Source organism: Vulcanithermus mediatlanticus (genome assembly GCF_055385885.1).
In genome coordinates, this window is record NZ_AP042385.1 from 1,620,197 (window position 1) to 1,634,737 (window position 14,541).

The following is a 14,541-nucleotide window of genomic DNA, read 5'->3' on the forward strand; positions in this document are numbered from 1 at the left end:
ATGCCATTGAACGTAGGGTTAAAGAAAAAGTACGAGGAAGAAGTTCGCCCCGAGCTCTTGAAGCGTTTCGGCTACGAGAACATTTGGCAGGTGCCCCGGCTTGAGAAGGTGGTGGTGAACCAGGGTCTTGGCGAGGCCAAGGAGGATGTCCGGATTTTGGAAAAGGCCGCCAAGGAACTCGCCCTCATCACCGGTCAGAAGCCGATCATTACCCGGGCCCGGAAGTCGATCAGCAATTTCCGCATCCGCAAGGGTATGCCCATCGGGATCAAGGTGACCCTGCGCAAGGACCGGATGTGGATCTTTCTGGAAAAGCTCTTGAACGTGGCCTTGCCGCGGCGCCGTGACTTCCGGGGCATCGATCCCAACGCCTTCGACGGCCGGGGGAACTACAACCTGGGGATTCGCGAGCAGCTGGTGTTTCCCGAGATCACCTACGACATGGTCGACCAGACGCGGGGCATGGACATCGCGATCGTCACCACGGCAGAGACCGACGAGGAAGCCAGGGCGCTTTTGGAACTGCTCGGCTTTCCCTTCAAGAAACAGTAGGAGTAAAGATGGCCAGGAAAGCACTGATCGAAAAGGCGAAGCGGAAGCCCAAGTTTTCCGTGCGCGCGTACACGCGTTGTGCCCGGTGCGGGCGTTCGCGGTCGGTTTACCGTTACTTCGGGCTGTGCCGGATTTGCATCCGCGAGTTGGCGCACAAAGGGCAGCTTCCGGGGGTCAAGAAGGCCAGCTGGTAGCGGGAACGGTCGGGGGGATTCCCTCGAGACCGCTCGCGATCGAGTAGCGATAAAGGAGAGAGACAATGCTGACCGACCCAATCGCAGATATGCTGACCAGGATTCGGAACGCCACCATGGTCTTTAAGGAGACAGTGGACGTTCCGGCGTCGAAGTTCAAGGAAGAAATCGCGAAGATCCTGGTCAAGGAAGGCTACCTCAAGGCTTACGAGGTGGTAGAAATCGGTGGGCGTCCCTACCTGCGGCTCACGCTCAAATACGGGCCGGTGCGCAAGACGGCCCGCGGGCGTCGCCCGGAGCAGGTCATCAAGCACATCCGCCGGGTCTCCAAGCCCGGCCGCCGGGTGTACGTTTCGGCCCGGGAGGTTCCGGTGGTGAAGCGCGGGCTGGGGATTGCCATCATCTCTACCTCCAAAGGCGTCATGACCGATCGTGAGGCTCGCCGCGCGGGCGTCGGCGGCGAGGTCGTTTGCGAGGTGTGGTGATGAGCCGAATCGGGAAGAAACCCATCCAGATCCCGCAGGGCGTCACCGTGGAGGTCGCCCGGAGAGAGGTGCGGGTGAAGGGGCCGAAGGGCAGCCTCACCGTGGCCATCGACCCCGATATGCGCGTAGTCGTCGAGGATGGTGTGGTCCGTGTCGAGCGCCCGAGCGACGGCCGCCGCCATCGCAGCCTGCACGGTTTGACCCGTACGCTGATTGCCAACGCGGTTCAAGGCGTGACCCAGGGCTACACCAAGGAGCTCGAGATCAAAGGTATTGGTTACCGGGCCAAGCTCAGCGGTCGCGCGCTTGAGTTGAGCGTAGGGTTTTCCCACCCCGTGATCTTTGAGCCTCCGGAGGGCGTCACCATCGAGGTGCCCGAGCCCACCAAGATCCGCGTTTCGGGCATCGACAAGCAGCTGGTGGGACAGGTCGCCGCGGATATCCGGGCGATCAGGCCGCCCGATGCCTACAAGGGCAAGGGTATCCGCTATGCCGGAGAAGTCGTCCGCCTCAAGCCGGGTAAGGCTGGAACAACGAAGTAGGAGGAACCATGGCCAGATTGAGCGCATACGATCGGCGTAAGTTTCGCACCCGGAACAAGATCCGGCGCACTTCGAAGGGCAAGCCGCGCTTGAGCGTTTTTCGCAGCCTGAGGCACATCTACGCCCAGATCATCGACGATGAGCAAGGGGTGACCCTGGCGGCCAGCTCCAGTCTCGCCCTCAAACTCCAGGGTAAAAAGAGCGAGGTCGCGAGGGAGGTTGGGCGCGACATCGCTCAAAAGGCGCTGAAGAAGGGCATCGAGGAGGTTGTTTTCGACCGCGGTCCTTACAAGTACCACGGCCGCGTAAAGGCCCTGGCCGAGGGTGCGCGCGAGGGTGGACTCAAGTTTTAAGGAGGGGACATGCCGGAAACCGACTTTGAAGAGAAGATGATCATGATCCGTCGTACGGCGAAGACCTACCAGGGCGGTCGGCGCTTCCGTTTCGGTGCGCTGGCCGTGGTGGGAGATCGCCAGGGTCGCGTCGGCGTGGGCCTGGGGAAGGCGAAAGAGGTGCCGCTCGCGGTGCAAAAGGCCCAGGCCGTGGCGCGGAAGAACATGATCGAGGTCCCCATCGAGAACGGCACGATCCCCCACGAGATCGAGGTCGAATACGGTGCGACGAGGGTCATCATGCGCCCGGCGGCACCGGGGACCGGTGTCATCGCCGGGGCGGTCCCTCGCGCGATCTTAGAGTTGGCGGGCTACACCGACATTCTGACCAAGGCCCTGGGGAGCCGAAACCCCATTAACGTCGCCTACGCCACGCTTGAGGCCCTCAGGCAGCTGCAGACCTGGGATGAGGCACGCCGTTTGAGGAAGGAGGTGGGCTGATGGCTCGTCTCCGCGTGCGTTTGGTCAAGAGCCCGATCGGCTACGCCAAGGACCAAAAGGCAACGCTCAAGGCGCTTAAGCTGACCAGGATGAATAAGGTCCACGAGCTGCCCGACAATCCCGCTGTTCGGGGGATGATTCACAAGGTGAGGCACCTCGTGGAAGTGGAGGAGGTGAAGGAATGAAGCTCGGCGATCTTCGCCCGAACCCGGGGGCGACCAAGCGCAAGAAGCGGGTGGGCCGCGGGCCTTCTTCGGGACACGGCAAGACCGCGACCCGGGGTCAAAAGGGCCAGAAGTCGCGCTCGGGCGGCACCAAGAACCCGGCCAAGCACGAGGGCGGGCGCTCCACGCTGGTGATGCGTTTGCCCAAACGCGGCATGCGTGGTCAGGTTCCGGGCGCCATCCGCCGCGTTGTTTACGAAGAGGTCAACCTTCGCGATCTGGCGCGCAAGTTCCCCGAGGGTGGCGAAATCACCCCCGAGAAGCTGGTCGAGGCCCGGCTCGTGCGTAAGGATCGGCCGGTGAAACTCCTGGCGCACGGCGAGGTTCAGGCCGCCTACACCGTGCTCGTGCACGCGGCGAGCAAGCGCGCGCTTGAGAAGATTCAGACCGCCGGTGGGAAGGTCGAACTTCTAGGCAAGGGGGCCTAGAATGCTTCGGGCCTTCAAAGACGCTTTCATCATCCCCGAGCTGCGCCAGCGTCTTCTCTTCACCCTGATGATGCTCGGATTTTTCCGCCTGGGCACCTACATCCCCAACCCCGGGGTGGATATCGAGAAGATCCAGGGGTTCTTGGGGACCCAGGCGGGCGGCATCTTCGGCATCATCAACCTGTTCTCCGGTGGGAATTTCCGAAACTTCTCGATCTTCGCCCTCGGCATCATGCCCTACATCACCGCGGCCATCATCATGCAGCTTCTGGTTACGGTGGTGCCGTCGCTGGAGAAACTTCAGCGCGAAGGGGAAGAGGGGCGGCGGATCATCCAGCAATACACCCGGGTGGGCGGCCTGGCCCTGGCCGCCTTCCAGGCCCTTTTCCTCGCTGTCGCTTTCCTTGAGTCGAACAACGGCCAGTTCCTGTTGCCCGGTTGGGAACCCGGTTGGGCTTTTCGCTTCATCGTGGTCGTGACCCAGGTTGCGGGGACGGCGCTGCTTCTTTGGATGGGCGAGCGGATCACCGAGTACGGGATTGGCAACGGCGTCTCGCTCATCATCTACGCCGGGATCGTGGCCACCTGGCCGCCTCAGATCCTGCGGGTGCTGGGGCTGGTTCGCGCCGGCGAGATCGGTGTGCTGCAGCTGCTCTTCTTCTTTGCCTTCATCATCGCCGCTTTTGCCGGGATGGTCGCGGTGACGATGGCCGAGCGCCGGATCCCGGTGCAGTATGCGCGCAAGGTGGTGGGGCGTAAGGTCTACGGTGGCCAGAGCACCTATCTGCCCATCAAGCTCAACGCCGCCAACGTGATCCCGATCATCTTTGCCGCCGCCATCATTCAGATCCCGATCTTCCTGACCGCGCCGTTCCAGGAGAGTGCCTTGGCCCAGAGCATCGCCTCGTTCTTTAACCCCACCCGGGCCAGCGGTTTGATCATCGAGGTCATCCTGGTCATCCTCTTCACCTACATCTACACCGCCGTGCAGTTCGACCCCCGTCGTATTGCCGACAACCTTCGTGAGTACGGCGGCTTCGTCCCCGGGGTGCGTCCGGGTGAGCCGACGGTGCGTTTCCTGGAGCACATCATCAGCCGTCTGACCCTTTGGGGCGCACTCTTTTTGGGCCTCGTCACCGCGTTGCCGCAGATCATCATGAACATCACCGGGGTTCAGGCCTTTAGTTTCTCGGGCATTGGGTTGCTGATCGTCGTCGGCGTGGCGCTCGATACCCTGCGGCAGATCGAGAGCCAGCTGATGCTGCGGAACTACGAAGGCTTCCTGAGCAAGGGCCGGATTAAGGGGAGGCGAAGCTTTTGAGCACGAATCAGCCAATGGTTCTCATCTTCCTGGGGCCGCCGGGGGCCGGGAAGGGTACCCAGGCGGCCAGGCTCGCCGAGCATTTCGGACTCAAGAAGATCTCGACCGGCGATATCCTTCGCGACCACGTCAAGCGGGGAACCGATCTGGGCCGGCAGGTGGCCCCGATCATGGCGCGCGGCGACCTCGTCCCCGACGATCTCATTCTCGCCATCATCCGGGAGGAGATTGAAAAACTCCCGGCGGCGCGGATCATCTTCGATGGTTTTCCCCGCACCCTTCCCCAGGCCGAGGCCCTCGAGGCCCTGCTCCGCGACCTGGGCCTGGCCACCGACGCGGTGGTGCTCCTGGAGGTGCCCACCGAGGAGCTGGTGGCCCGGTTGAGCAAACGGGCCCGCGAGGAGGGACGGGCCGACGATACCGAGGAGGCGATCCGGCGTCGCCTCGAGGTCTACGCCCGTCAGACCGCGCCGCTGATCGATTACTACGCCGGTCGGGGCGTGCTCTTGCGGATTGAAGGCGTGGGCGAGGTCGAGGCCGTGACCCGGCGAATTATCGAAGCATTGGAGGCGTCTTCGTGGCCATCGTCATCAAGCGGCCAGAAGAAATAGAGAAAATGGCCGCCGCCGGTCGCCTCCTGGCCGAGGTGATGGCCGAGGTCGCGGCCCATGTCCGGCCCGGCGTGCGCACCGCCTTTCTGGATGAGGTCGCGAGAGAAGCGATCCTCGCCCGCGGGGCAAAGCCCGCCTTCCTCGGCTACCAGGGTTTTCCCGCGACCATTTGCGCCAGCGTGAACGAGGTGGTCGTCCACGGCATCCCCGACTCGAGGCCTTTGGAGGAGGGCGACTTACTCTCGATCGACCTTGGGCTTTATTACGACGGCTACGCCGCGGACATGGCCAAAACCTTTCCCGTAGGGCGTGTTTCTCCTGAGGCTCTGCGCCTGATTCGCGTGACCGAGGAAGCCTTCTGGAAAGGCTTCGACGCGGCACGGGCGGGCGGTCGCATCGGCGACATCTCGGCCGCGGTGCAAAAGCACGTCGAGGACGCTGGCTTTTGGGTGGTCCGCGAGTTCGTCGGGCACGGCATCGGGAGGGAGTTCCACGAGGATCCCCACGTACCCAACTTCGGCCGTCCGGGCACCGGTCCCAAGCTGCGCCCGGGAATGGTGCTCGCTATTGAGCCGATGGTGACCCATTTCCCGGCAAATGTAGTAATATTGAACGATGGTTGGACGGCCAGTGCCGGCAAGGGGAACCTGGCTGCCCACTACGAGCACACGGTGGCGATTACCGAGGAAGGACCCCGGATTCTGACCGGGGAGGTTTAGGAGGGGTCGTGGCCAAGCAGAAGGACACCATTCGCACTGAGGGTGTGGTGCTCGAGGCGTTGCCGAGCACGCGCTTCAGGGTGAAGCTCGATTCAGGGCCGGAGATCTTGGCCTACGTGTCCGGTAAGATGCGGCGGCATTGGATCCGCATCCTCCCCGGTGACCGTGTGGTCGTGGAGATCTCCCCCTACGATCCAACTCAGGGCAGGATCGTTTACCGGAAGTGAGGAAAAGCGATGAAGGTGAGGGCTTCGGTCAAAAAGATCTGCGATAAGTGCAAGGTCATACGGCGGCACGGTCGCGTGTACGTGATCTGCGAGAACCCCAAACACAAACAGCGTCAGGGGTGAGGTGAATGGCAAGGATTGCAGGCGTAGAAATTCCCAGGGACAAGCCGGTGAGCGTGGCGCTGACCTACATCTATGGCATCGGCCGGGCGCGCGCCAAGGATGCGGTGCGGGCGGTGGGGCTCGATCCCCAGCGGAGGGTCAAGGACCTCACCGACCAGGAAGTCGTCAAGCTGCGTGAATACGTGGAGAACACCTGGAAACTCGAGGGCGAGCTGCGTGCTGAGGTGCAGGCCAACATCAAGCGTTTGATGGACATCGGTTGTTACCGTGGCCTCCGGCACCGCCGCGGGTTGCCGGTGCGCGGTCAGCGGACCCGGACCAACGCGAGGACGCGCAAAGGGCCCAAGCGCACGGTTGCTGGTAAGAAGAAAGCCCCCCGGAAGTAATTTCCGGCCAGTCGATACTCCTTGGAGGAGAGTATGGCCAAGCGTCAGAAAAAAACAAAAGCGGTCAAGAAGAAAACCAAGCGTCAGGTGGCGCACGGCAAGGCCTACATCCACGCCACCTACAACAACACCATCGTGACCATCACCGACCCCGACGGGCATCCCCTCACCTGGTCCTCGGGCGGGGTGATCGGCTATAAGGGAAGCCGCAAAGGGACGCCGTATGCGGCCCAGCTCGCGGCCATGGACGCGGCGAAGAAAGCCCAAAACTACGGGATGACTTCCGTCGACGTCATCGTCCGGGGCACCGGTGCCGGGCGCGAGCAGGCCATCCGGGCCCTGCAGGCTTCGGGTTTGCAGGTGCGGTCGATTGTGGACGATACCCCGGTTCCGCATAACGGCTGCCGTCCCAAGAAGAAAAAGCGGGGGTAAGTGAGATATGGGTAAATACATTGGACCAGTGTGCCGTTTCTGCCGACGGGAAGGCATTAAACTCTACCTCAAGGGTGAGCGCTGCTACGGGCCGAAGTGCGCTTTGGAGCGCCGGCCTTACCCGCCCGGTCAGCACGGGCAGAAGCGTTCCCGCCGGCCTTCCGACTACGCGATCCGTCTGCGGGAAAAACAACGGCTGCGCCGCATCTATGGCCTCAACGAGCGTCAGTTCCGGAGCCTTTTCGAAGAGGCGTCCAAGAAAAAGGGCGTGACGGGTACGGTGTTCCTGCACCTCCTCGAGTCGCGTCTCGACAACGTGGTCTACCGCCTCGGCATCGCTGCCAGCCGCCGGCAGGCGCGCCAGATCGTTCGCCATGGGCACATTACCGTCAACGGTCGCCGCGTCGACATTCCGAGCTACCGCGTCAAACCCGGCGACACGGTGGCGGTGTACGAAAAGTCCAAGAACCTCGACACCATCCAGGCCAACGTCGAGCTCGCCAAGGGACGCAAGGGCAGCCCCTGGCTGGCTTTTGACCCCGATAAGCTCGAGGGCAAGTTCCTGAGGCTGCCCGACCGTGAGGACCTGGCACTCCCGGTCAACGAGCAACTGGTGATCGAGTACTACTCGAGGTGATGATGGAGACCACGAAGCTCAAGGCACCTCGTTTTGAGGCCAAGGTCGAGGGCAACTATGGAGAGTTCGTCCTCGAGCCTTTGGAGCGCGGTTTTGGCGTGACGCTGGGCAACCCGCTGCGGCGAGTCCTGCTCTCGTCGATTCCCGGAACCGCGGTGACCAGCGTCTACATCGAGGACGCGCTGCACGAGTTCCAGACCTTGCCCGGGGTGCGCGAGGACGTCGTTCAGATTGTCCTTAACCTCAAAGAGTTGGTGGTGAAGATCCTCGACCCCGAGGTCGAAACCGTCACCCTCCGCCTGCGGGCCGAAGGGCCGAAGGAGGTCAGGGCCGCCGATTTCGAAGTCCCTTCGGACGCCGAGATCGTGAACCCCGACCTTCCCATTGCCACCCTTGGCGATGGGGCGCGCCTGGTCATGGAAGTTCGCGTCGATCGGGGCGTGGGTTATGTCCCCGCCGAGCGCCATAACATCAAGGACCGCATCAACTCGATCCCGGTGGACGCGCTCTTCTCGCCGGTGCGCCGGGTGGCCTACCACGTCGAGGACACCCGTCTCGGTCAGCGGACCGACCTCGACAAGCTGACCCTCAGGATTTGGACCGACGGCTCCGTTTCCCCGCAAGCCGCGCTCTCGCAGGCGGTCGAGATCTTGCAAGAGCACTTCAACTTCTTCGCCCCGGCCGGTGAGGTGGTTGAGGCGGAGCCCGCCGAGGCGACGGAGGAGGCCGGCGAGCAGGAGGAATCGCGCACCCCCTTGGAGGAGCTCGAGCTGAGCACCCGCGTGCTGCATAACCTCAAAGAAGAGGGTGTGCACACCGTGGAGGATCTGCTCGTGCTCTCCCTGCGTGACCTCAAGAAAATCCCCGGTATTGGTGAGCGCAGCGTTGACGAGATCTTGCAGCGCCTTTCGGCGCGCGGGCTTTCCTTAAAGGAGTGAAACGATGCGACACAGGAAAGCAGGAAGAAAACTCGGTCGCCACTCGAGCCACCGGCTCGCGTTGTTGCGCAACCAGGCGACCCAACTGTTGCGGCACGGTCGGATCGAGACCACGATCCCCAAGGCCAAGGAGCTGCGGCGGTTCGTCGAGCCACTGATCAGCGTGGCCCGGCGGGGCGATCTGGCCGCGCGCCGGCTCGTCATTCGCGACATTCACGACCTCGAGGTCGTTCGCAAACTCTTCAACGAGATCGCCCCCCGTTACAAGGACCGGCCAGGCGGTTATACCCGTATTCTCAAGCTGGCCAAGCGTCGCCGTGGCGACGGGACGCAGCTGGCGATCATCGAGTTGGTCGAGGCCGAAAACGGCGCCGAAGCTTAGCCTCGAACTCGACCGCGCCCCCTGCCCGGATCCGGGCAGGGGGCGTTTTAGACCTCGCCCTCGTCTTTTTCCGGCGTGTCGATGGCGGGGTAGATGCGCCGCCCCCCCGCTTCCCGTTCCAGCTCGTGCCGGAGCTCGCGGAGGTCGAGGAAACGGTCCGCGGCCGACCGCAGCTCAAGATCGATGCTGTCGTCGATGCCGAGGAGCCAGACTTCCTTGCCCAGGGCGCGGACCGCCTCCACCGGGGCGGCGAGCCCGGCTTCGCCGGCGGCGAGGACTGCGACCTCCCAACGCGGTGCGGTGAGGAGGAGGTCGGTGGCGATGACGGCGTCGAAGCGGGGTTCGGAGTGAACCTCTCGCCAGCGAACCGTATAGCCCATGAACGCCAGGGCGTCGAGGAATTTCTTTTGCCGTTCGTCGTTGATGTCGGTGATCGGGGCGTAATAGAAGGCGTTGTAGAAAGCGTGGCCCTCGCGGAAATAAGCGAGGGTCTTGCGGTGGTCGACGTTCCACCCCATGCGCCGGGAGGCGGAATATACGAAGGACCCATCGATGAAAATGGCCAGTCGTTCCATATCGCCTTAGCTTACCCGCAGGATGATCTTGCCGAACACACTGCGGCCCTCGAGGCGACGGTGCGCCTCCCTGGCCTCGGCCAGCGGCAGGACGTCGGCGACCACGGGGCGGAGCTTCCCGGCTTCGATCAAGCGCAAGATTCGGAAGAGCCTCGATTTTGAGGCCATGGTTGATCCGTAGATGGTGAGCTGCCGGTAAAAGATGTGTCCGAGCGGGGTGGTTGCCTGGTAGCCGCTGGTGGCGCCAACCAGGGCGATTCGCCCGCCGTTGCGCGTGGCCTTGATCACCGACTCCCAGTAGTCGCGCCCGGTGTGATCGGCGACGGCGTCCACACCCTGGCCCCCGGTGAGCTTTCGAACCGCCTTATACCAGCCGGGCTCGTTGTAGTTCACCACCTCGTCGGCGCCGAGTGTTTGAGCCCGGGCGAGTTTTTCGTCGCTCCCGGCGGCGGCGATGACCCTGGCGCCGAAGAGCTTGCCGATCTGGAGCGCGGCGACGCCGACCCCGCTGCCTGCCGCCATCACCAAGAGGGTCTCGCCCGGGCTGACGCGGAGTTTGTCCACCACCATCTGCCAGGCGGTGAGGAAGGTCAGGGGGAAGCTCGCCGCTTCCTCGAAGCTCAGGGCTTTGGGTTTGGGCGCGACGTTGGTTTGGGGCACGATGACGTACTCTGCGTAACTGCCGTGACGATGCTCGCCGAGGATCTGATAGCCGGGGCAGAGGTTATCCGCCCCCGAGAGGCAGGCCTCGCACCGCCCGCAGGAAACCCCGGGGTTGAGCACCACCTCCTTGCCGAGGAGCGTGTCGTCGGCGCCGGGACCGATCGCGTCCACGACGCCGGCCCCGTCGGCGCCGAGGACGTGGGGGAAGCTGATTTTGGGGTTGGCTACGCCCTTTCGAATCCAGACGTCGAGGTGGTTCACGCCGGCGGCCACGAGCCGTACCCGAACTTCACCGGGGCCGGGCTCGGGAAGGGGCAGCTCGCCGACCTTGAGAACATCGGTTTCTCCGAAAGCTTCGATATAGGCTGCACGCATGCCTTATGCTATGAACCGCTCGCCCGATCCTGCAACCAGGCGTTGAAGGCCCGCCGCGCCCTCGGGCGCGGCGGGCCTTTTTGGAACACTCCGCTTTCCGCTTAGAGTTTTTTAACCGCTTCCGCGACTTCGTCGTAGGGGGGCTCCAGGCCCGGGTTGTCCGCAACCCAGCGCCAGCGGACGATGCCGTCGGCGTCGACCACGAACGCCGCACGCTGGGCCAGTTCTTTCAACCCCTTGAGCTCCGGGAGCACCACGCCAAAGGCGCGAATCGCTTCTTTGTTGAAGTCGGAAAGGAGGGGATAACCGATGTTGTTTTTCTCGGCAAAGGCCTTTTGGCAGAACGGGGTGTCGACGCTGATGCCGACCACTTCGGCACCGATCTCGTTGTAGAGCGCCATCTGGTCGCGGAAGGTGCAAAGCTCCTTTTCGCAGACCGAGGTGAACGAGCCGGGGAAGAAAAGAATCACCAGCGGCTTGCCCCGTCCGTAGCTCGCCAGGTCAACGGGATGTAAGTCCCTATCAAATACCACAGCACTGGGAACATGATCACCAACGTTGATCGCCATAGTCTCAAACCTCCGGCCTCAACTTACCCCCCTTTGGGTCGGGGCGAGTGCGTCTTAGATGACAAAATGGTGGCGTGGTTGAGATCCGAGGTCGTTACGTGACCTTCTTTCCACCCCCGGGGGCACGGGCGTTGGTGGGCGATTTTACCGACTGGCTGCGAAGGCCGATTCCAGTCTCCGGCCCCGTCAGGCGCGCGTTCCCGCCCGGAAGCTACATCGAATACGCCTACCTCGACGCCGAGGGACGGCCCTTTCCGGACCCCGCTGCAACGCACTTGGCCGAAAACCCCTGGTGGGATTACGCCCGGGCCGTGGTCCTTCCCGGCTGGCGCTACGAGGCCCCGCCGCGGCTTGGGGTCCCGCCGGGTCGATTGCAGAGGATGAAGTTCGAATCCAGGGCCTTCGGTGAGCCGCGCCGTTTGATCGTCTACGAGCCGGCTGAAAAACCGAGGGCCGTGCTTTTTGTCCAGGACGGGGTCGCGTTTTTCCGGATCGGGAAGATGGCTGAGATCGCCGAGGCCCTGATTCGCTCCGGGGAAATACACCCGGTTCGAATCGTCTTCATCGAGCCGTCGGACCGGAACCGGGAGTATCGTTTTGATCCCGCGTACCGGGCTTTGGTCCTCGAGGAGCTGCTTCCGCGCTTTGGCGACGGGCTTTCCGCAGGGCTTTGGGGGGCGTCGCTCGGGGGCCTCGCCTCGCTCTGGCTTTGGGGTGAAGAAGCCGCGTTCTCGTTCGCTATGGCGCACTCGCCGGCGCTCCGCGCGCGACCGGGAGGGAGCGATGCGCACCGCGACCCGGAATGGCTGACCGAGCGGTTGGCGGAAAAGGCGCTTTCGGGTCGGGTATACATCGAGGTCGGTCTTTTGGAATGGCTCCTGGCCCCGGCTCGCCGCTTCGCCGCCATGCTGGCAGAAGGGGGCCTGGCGCACGCGTACCGCGAGCGCCCCTCGGGACACAACTGGGTGACCTGGCGGCAGGGAATCGCCCCGGGTCTCAGAGAACTTTTAGGGCGCGACCTGCCGCTCTAAACGCCCCTGGCCCGCCTGCGCCCGGTGCATGGCGAGCGCCGGGGTAGGGTGATTAGGCTGGGGGCATGGGCGTTCTATCAGGGACCCGGGTTCTCGATCTCTCGCGCGTTTTGGCCGGACCGTTCGCGACCCAGATCCTGGCGGATCTGGGCGCCGAGGTCTGGAAGATCGAGTCGCTCACGGGGGACGACACCCGTCGCTGGGGGCCGCCGTTCGTGGCCGGCGAGAGCGCGTACTTTCTTTCGGCCAACCGGGGCAAAAAGAGCCTGGCCGTCAATCTCAAGGATCCTCGGGGCGCCGAGCTGGTTCGGGCGCTGGCCCAGCAGGCTGACGTGCTGGTCGAGAACTTCAAGGTGGGCGGGCTCAAGAAGTACGGGCTCGACGAACCGTCGCTCAGGGGCGTGAATCCCCGTCTCATCTACGTCTCGATCACCGGTTTTGGCCAGTGGGGGCCGAGGGCGAATCAGCCGGGCTACGACGTGGCGCTCCAGGGCATGACCGGGTTGATGAGCATCACCGGGGACCCCAAGGGGCCGCCGATGAAGGTGGGGGTGGCCCTCATCGATGTCCTCACCGGGTGGGCCGCCCTCTCATCGATTCTCGCCGCATTGCTGGAGCGCGAGCGGAGCGGTCGGGGGCAATACATCGATCTTTCGCTCTTCGAGGTGGGTTTGATGGCGCTGGTAAATCAGGCCCAAAGCTACCTGATCACGGGGAACGCGCCGAGAAGGCTCGGCAACCAGCACCCGCAAATCGTTCCCTACCAAGCCTTCGAAGCCGCGGACGGGTGGTTCATCCTTGCGGTGGGGAACGACGCGCAGTTCGTCCGGATGTGCGAGGCCATGGGGCGGAAGGACCTGTCCCGCGACGCCCGTTTTGCCACCAACGCCGACCGGGTTCGGCACCGCGAGGCGCTGATTCGGGAACTCGCAGCCGTTTTCCGGCAAAAGCCGCGAGATGAGTGGCTGGCCATGTTCAACCGGGTCGGGGTGCCGGCGACGCCGGTCTACGACCTCGCGGAAGCCTTCAGCGATCCCCAGGCCCGGGCCAGGGGGGTGGTGTGGGAAGTCGAGCACCCCACGATTGGAACGCTTCCCTTGGTGGCCGATGCGCTCAAGGGGATGCAGGGCACCCCGGCCGAGCCCGCCGGACCCCCGCCGCGGCTCGGGGAGCACACCTTCGAGGTCCTCGGCCGGGTGCTGGGTCTGGATCAGGAAACGCTTGCCGCCCTCGAGGCCGCGGGCGTCATCAGGGCCGCCACTTAAAGGCCGCCCCCCGCCTTGAATCAGTGGGGGTCGGGGTAGGCGGCCTCGATGGCGGCGGCGAGCGCCTCGCCGGGCGAATCCCCCTCGCCCCGGTGGGCCTGGTCCTCCTTTTCGATCCAGACCACGTGCTGACCTTCTCCCTCATTTTGGAAGAGCGCTCCCCGCCAGCCCCGTTCGAGCAAGGCCTCGATCGCTTCGCCGAGCGAGGCGGCTGACAGTCCGCGCGCCTTTAGCGCGGCGGCCGCAGCGGACGTGAAGTCGGGCGCGAAGCCCTGCCGTGCGACGAGCTGGCCGTACCCGGCGTCGCGCGCTTCCATAACGCCACCTTTGGCGAAGTAGTGTTTCAGGATTTTGAGCCAGTCGCCGTTCCGGCTGATCGGGGCCATGGCCTCGTAGGCCGATTCCAGGCTTTCTCGCGAGTAGTCCCGGTAGCGGTCGGTGTGGACCACCAGGCTTTGCGGGAGTCGCGGCCTGGGCTTTGGTCGCTCTACGGGAACGCCGACGGTGAGCCCGGCGACGGGTAAGACTCCTGGCGGAAGATCCAGGAGCTCGGCCACCTCAAGCGGTCGGTTGAGCACCCCCCCGATCCAGCAGATGCCATACCCCAGGGTCTCGGCCATCGTCGCCAGGTTGGCCCCGGCGAGCGCGGCGTCGACGATGGCGAAGTGGAGCGCCGTGCGCGGCCAGCGCCCCATGGACTCGCCCCTGAACTCGAGCAGCTTCTCAAGGCGGTGGACATCCGCCAGGATGACGAAGAACTCGGCCGCATCCTCGATGTGCTTTTGGCCGCCAGCGAGCCGGGCGAGCTCGGACCGCAGGGCCCGGTCCTTGATCCGAAGGATGGTGTAGAGCTGGGCCGTGGCGTCGGTGGGCGCCCGCTGGGCGGCCTCGAGCATCGCCAACACGTCTTCTTCGGGGATCGGCGTCCTTTGGTAGTCCCGGACACTGGCCCGGTTTCGCAGGCGTTGCAAGAACTCCATGAGGACAATCCTACCTCGGGGATGTTCGGGAAAGCGCCGTTATAATCGC

At 64.0% G+C, this 14,541-nt stretch carries 24 protein-coding genes; 20 read left to right on the forward strand and 4 right to left on the reverse strand.

Translation table 11 applies throughout. The features are described 5' to 3' along the window. The 18 genes from rplE (at nt 1) to rplQ (ending at nt 9,034) form a co-directional block, all read left to right on the forward strand. Nucleotides 1–552 (forward strand): 50S ribosomal protein L5, encoded by a 552-nt coding sequence (gene rplE, locus ACZ5BT_RS09360; protein WP_464884324.1) that lies wholly within the window; start codon nt 1–3, stop codon nt 550–552. A gap of 8 nt (nt 553–560) precedes the next feature. Further along, a complete protein-coding gene (locus ACZ5BT_RS09365; protein ID WP_464884325.1) occupies nt 561–746 on the forward strand; it encodes a type Z 30S ribosomal protein S14 in 186 nt (61 codons plus the stop codon). A gap of 65 nt (nt 747–811) precedes the next feature. After that, nucleotides 812–1,231, forward strand: a complete 420-nt coding sequence (gene rpsH, locus ACZ5BT_RS09370) for a 30S ribosomal protein S8 (RefSeq protein ID WP_464884326.1) — start codon at nt 812–814, stop codon at nt 1,229–1,231. Continuing rightward, nucleotides 1,231–1,773: a 50S ribosomal protein L6 gene (gene rplF / locus ACZ5BT_RS09375; RefSeq protein WP_464884327.1), complete on the forward strand. Its 543-nt coding sequence runs from the start codon at nt 1,231–1,233 to the stop codon at nt 1,771–1,773. The genes rpsH and rplF overlap by 1 nt, the downstream gene beginning before the upstream one ends. An 8-nt stretch (nt 1,774–1,781) precedes the next feature. Beyond that, on the forward strand, nt 1,782–2,126 hold the full coding sequence (gene rplR, locus ACZ5BT_RS09380; RefSeq protein ID WP_464884328.1) for a 50S ribosomal protein L18: 345 nt from the start codon (nt 1,782–1,784) through the stop codon (nt 2,124–2,126). Nucleotides 2,127–2,135: 9 nt separating this feature from the next. Next, nucleotides 2,136–2,606 (forward strand): 30S ribosomal protein S5, encoded by a 471-nt coding sequence (gene rpsE / locus ACZ5BT_RS09385; protein WP_464884329.1) that lies wholly within the window; start codon nt 2,136–2,138, stop codon nt 2,604–2,606. Further along, on the forward strand, nt 2,606–2,791 hold the full coding sequence (gene rpmD / locus ACZ5BT_RS09390; protein WP_464884330.1) for a 50S ribosomal protein L30: 186 nt from the start codon (nt 2,606–2,608) through the stop codon (nt 2,789–2,791). The genes rpsE and rpmD overlap by 1 nt, the downstream gene beginning before the upstream one ends. Next, nucleotides 2,788–3,258: a 50S ribosomal protein L15 gene (gene rplO / locus ACZ5BT_RS09395; RefSeq protein ID WP_464884331.1), complete on the forward strand. Its 471-nt coding sequence runs from the start codon at nt 2,788–2,790 to the stop codon at nt 3,256–3,258. Before rpmD ends, rplO begins: the two co-directional genes overlap by 4 nt. Nucleotide 3,259: 1 nt before the next feature. Continuing rightward, nucleotides 3,260–4,579, forward strand: a complete 1,320-nt coding sequence (gene secY / locus ACZ5BT_RS09400; protein ID WP_464884332.1) for a preprotein translocase subunit SecY — start codon at nt 3,260–3,262, stop codon at nt 4,577–4,579. A gap of 14 nt (nt 4,580–4,593) precedes the next feature. Further along, nucleotides 4,594–5,190 carry an adenylate kinase gene (locus tag ACZ5BT_RS09405; RefSeq protein WP_464884333.1) on the forward strand — a complete coding sequence of 199 codons (597 nt, stop codon included), beginning with the start codon at nt 4,594–4,596 and terminating at the stop codon, nt 5,188–5,190. After that, nucleotides 5,157–5,909: a type I methionyl aminopeptidase gene (gene map / locus ACZ5BT_RS09410; protein ID WP_464884334.1), complete on the forward strand. Its 753-nt coding sequence runs from the start codon at nt 5,157–5,159 to the stop codon at nt 5,907–5,909. Before ACZ5BT_RS09405 ends, map begins: the two co-directional genes overlap by 34 nt. Nucleotides 5,910–5,917: 8 nt before the next feature. After that, the gene (gene infA, locus ACZ5BT_RS09415; protein ID WP_464884335.1) at nt 5,918–6,136 is read left to right on the forward strand and encodes a translation initiation factor IF-1; all 219 of its coding nucleotides are present in this window, start codon (nt 5,918–5,920) and stop codon (nt 6,134–6,136) included. A 9-nt stretch (nt 6,137–6,145) separates the two neighbouring features. Continuing rightward, on the forward strand, nt 6,146–6,259 hold the full coding sequence (gene rpmJ / locus ACZ5BT_RS09420) for a 50S ribosomal protein L36 (protein ID WP_013704484.1): 114 nt from the start codon (nt 6,146–6,148) through the stop codon (nt 6,257–6,259). A gap of 5 nt (nt 6,260–6,264) precedes the next feature. After that, entirely contained in the window at nt 6,265–6,645 is a 381-nt protein-coding gene (gene rpsM, locus ACZ5BT_RS09425; protein WP_464884336.1) for a 30S ribosomal protein S13, read from the forward strand. A 33-nt stretch (nt 6,646–6,678) separates the two neighbouring features. Then, nucleotides 6,679–7,077: a 30S ribosomal protein S11 gene (gene rpsK / locus ACZ5BT_RS09430; RefSeq protein WP_464884337.1), complete on the forward strand. Its 399-nt coding sequence runs from the start codon at nt 6,679–6,681 to the stop codon at nt 7,075–7,077. A 7-nt stretch (nt 7,078–7,084) separates the two neighbouring features. Further along, nucleotides 7,085–7,714 carry a 30S ribosomal protein S4 gene (rpsD, locus tag ACZ5BT_RS09435; protein ID WP_464884338.1) on the forward strand — a complete coding sequence of 210 codons (630 nt, stop codon included), beginning with the start codon at nt 7,085–7,087 and terminating at the stop codon, nt 7,712–7,714. A gap of 2 nt (nt 7,715–7,716) precedes the next feature. Next, nucleotides 7,717–8,652, forward strand: a complete 936-nt coding sequence (locus ACZ5BT_RS09440; protein WP_464885813.1) for a DNA-directed RNA polymerase subunit alpha — start codon at nt 7,717–7,719, stop codon at nt 8,650–8,652. A 4-nt stretch (nt 8,653–8,656) separates the two neighbouring features. Beyond that, nucleotides 8,657–9,034, forward strand: a complete 378-nt coding sequence (gene rplQ / locus ACZ5BT_RS09445; RefSeq protein WP_464884339.1) for a 50S ribosomal protein L17 — start codon at nt 8,657–8,659, stop codon at nt 9,032–9,034. 47 nt (nt 9,035–9,081) lie between these two features. On the opposite strand, the gene ACZ5BT_RS09450 is transcribed toward rplQ, so the two are convergent. The 3 genes from ACZ5BT_RS09450 to ACZ5BT_RS09460 all read right to left on the reverse strand — a co-directional run bounded on the left by ACZ5BT_RS09450 (nt 9,082) and on the right by ACZ5BT_RS09460 (nt 11,216). Then, entirely contained in the window at nt 9,082–9,609 is a 528-nt protein-coding gene (locus ACZ5BT_RS09450; RefSeq protein ID WP_464884340.1) for a LabA-like NYN domain-containing protein, read from the reverse strand. Between the two features lie 6 nt (nt 9,610–9,615). Beyond that, the gene (locus ACZ5BT_RS09455) at nt 9,616–10,647 is read right to left on the reverse strand and encodes a zinc-binding dehydrogenase (protein WP_464884341.1); all 1,032 of its coding nucleotides are present in this window, start codon (nt 10,645–10,647) and stop codon (nt 9,616–9,618) included. Between the two features lie 101 nt (nt 10,648–10,748). Beyond that, nucleotides 10,749–11,216 carry a redoxin domain-containing protein gene (locus tag ACZ5BT_RS09460; RefSeq protein ID WP_464884342.1) on the reverse strand — a complete coding sequence of 156 codons (468 nt, stop codon included), beginning with the start codon at nt 11,214–11,216 and terminating at the stop codon, nt 10,749–10,751. 74 nt (nt 11,217–11,290) lie between these two features. Between ACZ5BT_RS09460 and ACZ5BT_RS09465 the strand changes: the two genes are divergently transcribed. Continuing rightward, nucleotides 11,291–12,247: an alpha/beta hydrolase-fold protein gene (locus tag ACZ5BT_RS09465; protein ID WP_464884343.1), complete on the forward strand. Its 957-nt coding sequence runs from the start codon at nt 11,291–11,293 to the stop codon at nt 12,245–12,247. Between the two features lie 65 nt (nt 12,248–12,312). Then, complete coding sequence (locus tag ACZ5BT_RS09470; RefSeq protein WP_464884344.1) at nt 12,313–13,512, forward strand: CaiB/BaiF CoA transferase family protein; 1,200 nt, start codon at nt 12,313–12,315, stop codon at nt 13,510–13,512. A gap of 20 nt (nt 13,513–13,532) precedes the next feature. On the opposite strand, the gene ACZ5BT_RS09475 is transcribed toward ACZ5BT_RS09470, so the two are convergent. Next, entirely contained in the window at nt 13,533–14,492 is a 960-nt protein-coding gene (locus ACZ5BT_RS09475; protein WP_464884345.1) for a nitroreductase family protein, read from the reverse strand. Between the last annotated feature and the right edge of the window lie 49 nt (nt 14,493–14,541).